Raw genomic sequence first — 6,367 nt, 5'->3', positions numbered from 1 at the left:
GCCGGCGCCATGTCCGCCGGCTGCGGCTGGCGGGCGCCGGAAGAGGCGCCCGAAAACGCGCCGGACGATGCGCCGGACGATGTGCCCGAAGATGTGCCCGAGGAGCCGGTGGAGGCGCCGCCCGCTACGCCTCGGGAGTTGCCCCCGACGCCGCCCCCGACGCCGCCCCGGAAGATGGCCGTTGAGCGGCATCCCCCGTGCCGTCGCCGCCGTCGAAGTCTGCGCCGTCGCCGCCTTCCCGGTTGTCGGCCACGTCCGCGCCTTCCGCCAACAAGCGCAACGCATCTGCTTCAGGCAACGCTTCGACGTTCCGCAGGTTTTTCAGCATGGCGCGGGTGCGTACTTCGGTCTGGCCGATCTTGTTGCTGGCCGTGTCCAGCGTCTTCTTCACGCTGGCCAGCGCGTCGCCGAACTTGCCGAATTCCGTTTTGACGGCGCGCAGCACCTGCCACACCTCGGACGACCGCTGCTCGATCGCCAAGGTCCGAAAGCCCATCTGCAAGCTGTTCAAAAGCGCGGCCAGGTTGCTGGGACCGGCCACGTTGATGCGCAGGTCGTGCAGTTTGTCCAGCAAGCCGGGGCGGCGCAGCACCTCGGCGTACAGGCTTTCCGTGGGCAGGAACATGATGGCGAAGTCGGTCGTGTGCGGCGGCGACACGTATTTACCGGCGATCAGTCGCGCTTGCAGTTCGACGGCGCGGCCCAACGCGGCCCCCGCGGCCTTCACGCCTTCCGCGTCGGCCGCGTCCTGCGCATCCATCAGGCGTTCGTATTCTTCCTTGGGGAATTTGGCGTCGATCGGCAACCAGACGGGCGTGCCGCCGTCACCGCGACCCGGCAGGCGGATGGCGAATTCCACCACCGCATCGCTGCCCGGTACCGGCTTGATGTTGCTGGCGTATTGGTCAGGCGTCATGTTGTCTTCGATCAACCGCGCCAACTGCACTTCGCCCCAGGTGCCGCGCGACTTCACGTTGGTCAGCACGCGTTTCAGATCGCCCACGCCCGCGGCCAAAGCCTGCATTTCGCCCAGCCCCTTGTGCACGGCTTCCAGGCGGTCGGACACGAGCTTGAACGATTCGCCCAGGCGCTGCTCCAGCGTGGCGTGCAGCTTTTCGTCCACGGTGCGACGCATCTCGTCCAGCTTGGCGCTGTTGTCGGTTTGCAGGGATTGCAGGCGCTGGTCGACGGTGGCGCGCACTTCCATCAGGCGGCGCTCGTTGATCTGGATCAGCCCTTGCAACTGCTCGCCGAAGCCGGCCGCGAAACGGGCCAGCGACTCGGCCGATTCGGCCCGCGCGGCTTGCGCGTCGCGCGCCAGACCGGCGCGCAGTTCGCCCTGCTGCTGCCCCAGTTCCACCCGCAACGCGCGGGTCGAATCCGAAAACTCGCTGCGCAGGCCGCGCTGGCCCTCCGCGATATCCGCGCGCAACGCGCGCTCGGTTCGTTCCAGGCCCTCCAGCAGCGCATCCAGGCGCGCATGGTCGGCCGACGGCCGCAGCCACGCCAACACGGCCGCCACACAAGCCAGCACCGCGCCGCCCGCGGCGACCCAAAGCAGAATGTCATTCAAAACAGGCATCTCCAAAGGCGCAAATTGTAGGCCGCATCATCGTCGCGTTGTAACCAAACGACAAGCGATGTCGCATGCCGCCCGACGCCGCCGCCCCAACGGGATTAAACTTCCCGAACCCTGAACACAGCGTTCGAGCCAATTTGAATTCCGCCAACCCCTTCTCCGCCCAGTCCGGCTCAAGCTTTCAATCGGTATTCGGCCCCCTGGACCTGAATACGCAAAAGCCGCTGATCACCGGCGGCGATCGTCACATTTTCCAGCACCCGAACGTTCCCGCCTTGCTGGTCAAGGTCATGGATATGCAGGCCCGCGCGGTCTACCTGGAAGCGCGGCCGTTCAAGCGTTGGTACAAGCAGTACCAGCGGGAAAGCGCCTACCGCGTCTACCTGAACGAGATCGCCGAATACGTCACCACCACCACGCGCCCATCGGGCGTGTGGCAGGTGCCGATGGCGCGCATCCTGGGCGTGGCGCAGACCTCCCTGGGCCTTGGGCTGGTCGTCGAGAAGATCACGGACGCCGAGGGCAACATGGCCCCCACCGTGGCGGACCTGGCCAAGCAAGGCCGCGTGGACGCCAAGTTCTTCGAACAACTGGACGAATTCTTCGACGACCTGGCGGACGCGCACGTCGTGCTGCACGACATATCGGCCAGCAATATCGCCTGTGGCCTGAACGCCGATGGCAAACCGGGCATGTATCTGGTGGACGGCTTCGGCGTGTTGCCGCTGGTGCCGGTGTACGCGTGGAGCAAAAGCCTTAACCGCAAGCGCATCGCCCGCAAGTACGGAAGAATGCGCAAGTCCTTGCAGGCGCGCATCGACGCCGCGAACAAAGCCCGGGCGGCCTCGGGCACGCCAAGCGCCTAGCGCGCTCCGGGCAATCCCGGCGCTTCGGGCAGCACGACGCCCTGGCGGTCCACCCACACATAGTCATGGCCCGCGCGCTGGCCGCGCCGCAGCGGATTGCGCGTGCAGAACGCGGCGTACGCCGGGTCTACGAAACGGTAATGCAGATGCTCGTCGCGCCCGGGCGGAATGCCCAGGCGCGTGGTGCAGATCAGCGCGTCGGGCGAATCGCCCACATCCTGCACGTACAGCGCATCAGGATCGAAACGGCGCGCATCCCACTGCGGCACCTTCAGCCCCAACGACCGGCACAGCAGGGTCTGCCCCGCGCACAAGCGCGATGGCGGGCGCGGCAAGCCTTGCGCATCGGGATTCAGCGCCTGCATCCGGGCCAGCGCATCCGGGCCGGATAGTGCGTCCGTCCAGGGGTAAGCGGACTTGATCAGCACGGCGTTGCCGGGACCGGCAGCGCTGAAGTTCAGCGAATCGCCGCCCCGCGCGTAATACATGTAGATGACGCCGCCGTCCATGAACAGCGCGCGGCGTTTGTGGGTGTAGCCCAGTGACGCGTGGCTGCCCTTCTCTTCCAGGTAGTACGCCTCGGTTTCGATGATGCGCACCGACAGCCACATCCCGTCCACCCGGTGTCGGATGACCTTGCCCAGCAGGTCGCGAGCCAGGGTGCAGGCATCGCGGTCAAAAAAAGCATCGGGCAGCGCCTCGCCGGCGCCGCGCGATGCCTGATTGGCGGAAGCGGACTTTGCAGCCGTCATCGCAACCCGCGTGGCGTCAGGCGAAGCGTTCGCCGTAGCGCTTCTCGCTGAAGCCCACGGTGACTTCGCCGTCGGGCGTCACGGTGACGGGGCGGCGCACCAACGCCGGGTATTCGGCAATCAGGTCGCTCCATTGCTTGTCGGTATGGGCCGACTTGCGGTCTTCCGGCAGGTTGCGCCACGTCATGGACGAGCGGTTGACCAGCTTTTCCCAGCCGCCGACCTGCTCGGACCACGATTTCAGCGTGGCCGCATCAACCGGTTCGTCCCGGTAATCCACAAAGGCGTGGTCAACGCCATGTTCGGACAGCCAGTCGCGCGCCTTGACGCAGGTGCTGCACTTGGTCAAGCCATACAGGGTGGTTTGCTTCATTTGGATTCAGACTCCTTGCGCCATTGCAGGCGGTTGGCCAGGATCACGCACGTGCCCACGGCCAGAATGAACAAGGTGGCCAGCGCGTTGATCTCGGGCTTGAGCCCCAGCCGCACCCGCGAAAACACTTCCATCGGCAGCGTGCTGGAGCTGGGGCCGGACAGGAACGAGGCCAGCACGACATCATCCAGCGACAGCGTGAAAGACAGCAGCCAGGCCGAAGCCAGCGCCGGTGCGATTAGCGGCAACGTAATCTTGAAAAACACGGTGATGGGGGTGGCGCCAAGATCCAGCGCGGCCTCTTCCAGCGAGCGGTCCAGATCGCGGATACGGGTCTGAATGACCACGGCCACGAACGCCATGCACAGCGTCACGTGCCCGACCCAGATCGTGAACACCCCGTTTTCCGACGGCCAACCCAGGCTGCCGCGCAGTTCCACGAACATCAACAGCAGCGAAATGCCCAGCACGACTTCGGGTATGACCAGTGGCGCGCTCAACATGCCCACGTACAGCGCAAACCCGCGAAACCGCCCCATGCGACCCAGCACGTACCCCGCCCACGTGCCGATGATGACGGCGGCGGTGGCCGTCATCGCGGCGATGCGAAACGACAGCCACGCCGCGCGCAGCAGCGCATCGTCGTTGGCCAGCGCGTGATACCAGCGCAAGGAAAAGCCCGCCCACGACGTCACGGTGGGCGACTCGTTGAACGAGAACACCATCAGGCTGATGATGGGCACATACAGGAAGAAATATCCCAGCCCCAGCACCACGGCGCGCAATGTCTTGTTGGGGCCCTTCATTTGCGGCCTCCGTTGGCTTGTTCCTGCTGCTTGACCTGGTTGTACTGGAAGACGACAAGCGGCACGAGCAAGAGCAGCACCATCACGCAGGTGACGGCGGACGCCATCGGCCAATCGGCGTTATTGAAGAATTCGTTCCACATGACGCGGCCCATCATCAGCGTATTCGCGCCACCCAGCATTTCAGGAATGACGTATTCCCCCACCGCCGGGATGAACACCAGCATGGCGCCCGCGATGACACCCTGACGCGACAGCGGCACGGTGATTTGCCAGAACGCCTGCCACGGCTTGGCGCCCAGGTCGTAGGCGGCTTCCAGCAGGCGCAAGTCCATTTTCACCAGCGTGGCGTACAGCGGCAGGATGAAGAACGGCAGATACGCGTAGACCATGCCGATATACACCGCCACGTCGGTGCGATAGATTTCCAGCGGGCTGGAAATAATGCCCAGGCTTTGCAGCAGGTTGTTCAAGAGCCCGTCGTTGCGCAGGATGCCGACCCACGCATACACGCGCAGCAGCAGCGACGTCCAGAACGGCAGAATCACGCCCAGCAGCAGCAGGTTGCGCACCCGCGGCGAAGAGCGCGCGATGTAGTAGGCGATGGGGTAGCCGATCAGCACGCAGATCAGCGTGGTGATGCCGGCGATCTTCACCGAGCTGAGGTAGGTCTTGAAATACAGGCTGTCGGTGAACAACAGGATGTAGCCGCGCAGGTGCAGGCTGAACTGCACGGCCTCGTCCTGAAATTCGGCCAGCGACGTATACGGCGGAATGCCGAATTTGACTTCGGCAAAGCTGATCTTCAATACCAGCAGGAAGGGCAGCAGCAGGAACAGCACCAGCCAGGCAAACGGCGGCACCACCGCCAGCGCCCGGCCCGACGGCAACCAGTCGCGGGGCGAAAAACGAATCATGACGCCAGCACCGTCGCGCTGTCGGCGCCCCAGCTGACGAAGATTTCTTCGTCGATGCCCGGCGCGTCCATTTGGGCCAGCAGCAAGCTGGGGACGCTGGCCTCAACCGTCTTGCCCGAATCCAGACGGATCTGATACAGGGCATAGCTGCCCATCCAGGCCATGTGGCTGACCATGCCGTGGGCCCAGTTGTATTCGCCTTCGGGTTGGTCGCGCGACACCAGCAGGCGCTCGGGCCGGATGGACACGTGCACTTCCATGCCCAGCGGTTCGCTGACGCCGTGGTTCACGAACAGGGGCCGCGTCAGTTCCGCGCATTCGATGGCGACGTGGTCGGGTTCGTCCACCACGATGGTGCCGGTGAACATATTGGTCGAACCGATGAAGCTGGCCACGAAACGCGAATTCGGAAAGGCGTAGACGTCCTGCGGCGTGCCGCACTGGACGATCTGGCCTTCGGTCATGACGGCCAGGCGGTGGGCCATGGTCATGGCTTCTTCCTGGTCGTGCGTAACCATGATGCAGGTCACGCCCACCTGTTCAAGGATCTTCACCAGTTCGATCTGCGTCTTCTGGCGGATCTGCTTGTCCAGCGCAGACATCGGTTCGTCCAGCAGCAACAGCTTGGGGCGCTTGACCAGGCTGCGCGCCAGCGCCACGCGCTGCTGCTGGCCGCCCGACAACTGGTGCGGCTTGCGGCGCGAATAGCCGGCCATCTGGACCAGGTCCAGCGCTTCGAAGACGCGGTCGTGGATTTCGGCGCGGTCCACGCCTTCCTGCTTCAAGCCGAAGGCCACGTTGGCCTCGACCGTCATGTGCGGGAACAGCGCGTACGACTGGAACATCATGTTCACGGGCCGGCGGTACGGCGGCACGCTGGTGATGTCCTCGCCGTCCAGCAGGATCTGACCCGAGGTGGCGTCCTCGAAACCGGCCAGCATGCGCAGCAAGGTGGACTTGCCGCTGCCGGAGCTTCCCAGCAGCGCGAAGATCTCGTTGCGCTTGACGGACAGGTTGACGGAACGCACGGCGACCACATCGCCAAAAATCTTGACCACATCGGACACCCGGACG

General features: G+C 64.8%; 7 protein-coding genes. 1 reads left to right on the top strand and 6 read right to left on the bottom strand.

Going from position 1 to position 6,367, the window contains the following annotated elements:
• Positions 1 to 124: 124 nt before the first annotated feature.
• Positions 125 to 1,573 (bottom strand): DNA recombination protein RmuC, encoded by a 1,449-nt coding sequence (locus tag ACNPP0_RS07915; protein ID WP_448705553.1) that lies wholly within the window; start codon positions 1,571 to 1,573, stop codon positions 125 to 127.
• Between the two features lie 143 nt (positions 1,574 to 1,716).
• Here ACNPP0_RS07915 and ACNPP0_RS07910 point away from each other — a divergent pair, with 143 nt between their 5' ends.
• On the top strand, positions 1,717 to 2,445 hold the full coding sequence (locus tag ACNPP0_RS07910; protein ID WP_332613477.1) for a PhoP regulatory network YrbL family protein: 729 nt from the start codon (positions 1,717 to 1,719) through the stop codon (positions 2,443 to 2,445).
• Here the strand turns inward: ACNPP0_RS07910 and ACNPP0_RS07905 are convergent.
• The 5 genes from ACNPP0_RS07905 to ACNPP0_RS07885 form a co-directional block, all read right to left on the bottom strand.
• Positions 2,442 to 3,197: a DNA-3-methyladenine glycosylase gene (locus tag ACNPP0_RS07905; protein ID WP_448705552.1), complete on the bottom strand. Its 756-nt coding sequence runs from the start codon at positions 3,195 to 3,197 to the stop codon at positions 2,442 to 2,444. The genes ACNPP0_RS07910 and ACNPP0_RS07905 overlap by 4 nt on opposite strands.
• Before the next feature lie 16 nt (positions 3,198 to 3,213).
• A complete protein-coding gene (locus tag ACNPP0_RS07900; protein WP_332613475.1) occupies positions 3,214 to 3,570 on the bottom strand; it encodes a Spx/MgsR family RNA polymerase-binding regulatory protein in 357 nt (118 codons plus the stop codon).
• On the bottom strand, positions 3,567 to 4,376 hold the full coding sequence (locus ACNPP0_RS07895) for an ABC transporter permease subunit (RefSeq protein WP_332613474.1): 810 nt from the start codon (positions 4,374 to 4,376) through the stop codon (positions 3,567 to 3,569). The genes ACNPP0_RS07900 and ACNPP0_RS07895 overlap by 4 nt, the downstream gene beginning before the upstream one ends.
• Positions 4,373 to 5,293, bottom strand: coding sequence for an ABC transporter permease subunit (locus ACNPP0_RS07890; RefSeq protein ID WP_332613473.1), 921 nt, complete (start codon positions 5,291 to 5,293; stop codon positions 4,373 to 4,375). The genes ACNPP0_RS07895 and ACNPP0_RS07890 overlap by 4 nt, the downstream gene beginning before the upstream one ends.
• On the bottom strand, positions 5,290 to 6,367 hold a 1,078-nt coding region (locus ACNPP0_RS07885; protein ID WP_448705551.1), incomplete at its 5' end, for an ABC transporter ATP-binding protein. The genes ACNPP0_RS07890 and ACNPP0_RS07885, both read right to left, overlap by 4 nt.

The sequence above is a fragment of the Achromobacter semiaridum genome (genome assembly GCF_053543755.1).
Note: the sequence above shows the minus strand (reverse complement) of the source record. Positions and strands in the feature narration are given on the sequence as shown.